Below are 3,069 nucleotides of genomic sequence, written 5' to 3'. Positions count from 1 at the left end.
TTTTTGGTTCAAAATGTAAGTTCGTTCAGTCGTGTAGCTCGCTACACTCCTTCACTCTCTTGCATTTTGACCTCAAAAATAAGCTCAAAATCTAACAAAGCTAATTTATAGAACCAGCCGTTCAAAAGAGTGATGTGCTGTGTTTTATGCGCTGTGCATGAAGTTGATAAAATACGATTCCTTTATTCGTATCTCATTGATTTGGCGGGGTGGATGTGTGAGATAAGCTGACTGGGTGCTATCAACACCAGCAGACTGATGACCAAAGTGCCGAGGTTGAGGAGCAGAATCATCCAAACATTGATTTCTACTGGAACCGTATTCACATAATATACTTCGGGGTCAAGCTTCACCAAACCTGTATAATGCTGTAATGCAACGAGTCCTAAGCCGATGAGATTGCCTAAAATCATGCCTCGTCCAATGATGAAAGCGGCAAACCATAGGAAGGTGCGCCTTATCATATTGTTGCGCGCTCCCATGGCTTTGAGCACCCCAATCATCTGTACTCTTTCAAGAATAATGATGAGCAAGCCTGAAATCATCGTAATGGCAGCCACTGCTAACATGAGAGCTAATATAATCCAGACATTGAGATCGAGCAAATCGAGCCATGAAAAGATTTGCGGACTAATATCTCGAATGGTTTTTGAGGAATAGGTCTCGCCATATTGATCGACGGAGCGATTGATGTGTTGAATAAGATAGTTCGCCGTCATGTCCACCTGTTGGAAATCCTTAACCGTTATTTCTGCTCCTGTGACCTGATCTGTTTCCCACCCATTGAGCTTCACGGCGGTGTATAAATCAATGTAGCAAGTCACGTCATCGTATTGGGCAAGATTGGTTTGATAGATACCTGCAATCTTAAATCGTCGGACACGTACGCCGTGGTCATCGATAAAATAGGCGAAAATACGATTGCCTAATTTGAGTTGCAGCTTTTGTGCCATGGATTTTGACAGCAGGATTTGGTTGCTGCTCTTCTTGTCTGAGAATGCTGGGATGTGACCTTCTATTAAATTGTGCTTGATGAAGGTGGAATCAAAATCGGGTCCTACGCCTTTGAAGACAACGCCTAAGAAGTCTGAGTCGGTTTTGAGAACCCCTTGTTTGTTTGCAAATCGCTGTACATGGTCTACCCCCGGACATTTTTTCAGCACCTGAATCATCGAGTCGCCCATTTGAATGGGATAAGATTCAGAGGTTTGCAGCGTCATGAAGTTTGCCACTTGGATGTGACTTCCAAACCCAATAACCTTGTTGCTCACGGCATGTTTGAACCCAAAGACAACGCACACGGATATCAGCATGACTGCCAAACCGATGCCCACACCGATAGTTGCGATGCGGATAGCAGGTTTGGACACCTTTTGTTTGTCTCCTTGTTCTTGGTAAATACGTTTGGATAAAAAGAGTGGTAAGTTCATATTTCGTAATTTCCGCAACGTTGTTCGTTCGTTTCTTTGTTCGTTTCTGCACCGAGAGGGTAGACATCGGGTTGCTGAAGTCTGTCCTGTCTTCCTGCAAAGGTAGCAAATATATTGATAGCGCAAAACTTGCAGGTCTATTATTTTTTTGTACTTTTGCATTCATAATTATTAAAAAAAAAGAACAACATGAGAACAAGAAATGCCAATTGGTTTGAGACAAGTGTGCAATATGAACGCCAAGGAGAGGACGGACTTTTTACCAAAGTGCGAGAAATGTATGTCATAGATGCCTTTACGTTTGGTGAAGCAGAGAAAGCAATCACACAGGAGATGTCTTCCTTTTCGAGTGGCGAGTTCGTTATCAAGAATATTACGCCTGCCACCTACGGAGAAATCTTTTTTAGTGACGGCGAGAATGATGACAAATGGTATAAGGCAAAGCTGATGTTCATCACCATCGATGAAGAAAAAGGCAAGGAAAAGCGCACTGCCGTTAATTACTTGGTGCAAGCTAATTCGGTGGCTGGTGCATTGAAGAACATCGAGGAAGTGTTTTCTACCAGTGTATTGGATTTCACAGTTGCGAATATTGCAGAGACAAAAATCATGGATGTTTTCGAACATGAAATGAAAACACAAGCTGATGATCGACCCGAAATGGATGCGGCAGACGCTACCAAATAACGGAATGCCGTTTCACTTCACTTAGCAAACACTCACCTTATTTCTTCCTACATCAACAGTCAATATCATGGTCAACGTAGTTCAAAATTTACAAAACATTCAACAGCAGTTGCCTGCTCACGTTAAGTTGGTGGCAATTAGCAAGTTTCATCCTGCCGAGAGCATTGTCGAGGCTTATGCTTGTGGGCAACGTGTGTTTGGTGAGAGCAGAGAACAAGAGCTAAGTAGAAAGGTGGAAATGCTGCCCAAAGATATCCAGTGGCATTTCATAGGACATCTGCAAACCAACAAAGTTCGGTTGATAGCTCCTTATATCACGATGATTGAGGCTGTTGACTCAGAGAAACTCTTGCTTGAAATTGAAAAGCAGGCAGCGCGTAATCAGCGTGTTATTGATGTGTTGCTTGAGTTGCATATTGCGGAGGAAGCTACTAAATACGGCTTCTCGTTGTCCGATTGCCGCCAATGGTTGGCAAAAGGACAATGGCGGAGCTTGGAGCATGTGCGCATCTGTGGCTTGATGATGATGGCGTCCAATGTTGATGACGAGGCGCAGATACGGGAAGAGATGACTTTGGCAAGCCGTTTTTTCGATGAAGTGAAGTCACAATATTTTGCCGATGCACCTTATTTCAAGGAACGCAGTTGGGGGATGAGCCATGATTACCGCATCGCTGTGGAGTGCGGGTCAACCATGGTGAGAGTGGGGTCGGCTATCTTTGGAGAGCGAGTTTAGTGTGCTATCCGTCTTTTTCTTTTGATGGAGCGCAGCCCATAGTGGTCCTTTAACGAACAAATCCAACCAAAACGTTTGGTTGGATTTGTTCGTTTTAGGCTGGTTCTATAAATTAGCTTTGTTAGATTTTGAGCTTATTTTTGAGGTCAAAATGCAAGAGAGTGAAGGAGTGTAGCGAGCTACACGACTGAACGAACTTACATTTTGAACCAAAAA

Annotated in this window: 3 protein-coding genes; 2 read left to right on the top strand and 1 reads right to left on the bottom strand. The window is 43.4% G+C overall.

From position 1 onward, the window contains the following. Window positions 1-182: 182 nt before the first annotated feature. Window positions 183-1,430 (bottom strand): ABC transporter permease, encoded by a 1,248-nt coding sequence (locus tag HMPREF9304_RS02590; protein ID WP_036926234.1) that lies wholly within the window; start codon window positions 1,428-1,430, stop codon window positions 183-185. Between the two features lie 189 nt (window positions 1,431-1,619). Between HMPREF9304_RS02590 and HMPREF9304_RS02585 the strand changes: the two genes are divergently transcribed. Together HMPREF9304_RS02585 and HMPREF9304_RS02580 are read left to right on the top strand one after the other, a co-directional pair. After that, the gene (locus HMPREF9304_RS02585) at window positions 1,620-2,117 is read left to right on the top strand and encodes a DUF4494 domain-containing protein (RefSeq protein WP_036926232.1); all 498 of its coding nucleotides are present in this window, start codon (window positions 1,620-1,622) and stop codon (window positions 2,115-2,117) included. Window positions 2,118-2,184: 67 nt separating this feature from the next. After that, entirely contained in the window at window positions 2,185-2,853 is a 669-nt protein-coding gene (locus HMPREF9304_RS02580) for a YggS family pyridoxal phosphate-dependent enzyme (RefSeq protein WP_036926231.1), read from the top strand. The last annotated feature ends 216 nt before the right edge of the window (window positions 2,854-3,069 follow it).

Origin of the sequence: Hoylesella timonensis S9-PR14 (assembly GCF_000762405.1) — a bacterium.
Taxonomy (GTDB): Bacteria; Bacteroidota; Bacteroidia; order Bacteroidales; family Bacteroidaceae; genus Prevotella; species Prevotella timonensis_A.
Note: the sequence above shows the minus strand (reverse complement) of the source record. Positions and strands in the feature narration are given on the sequence as shown.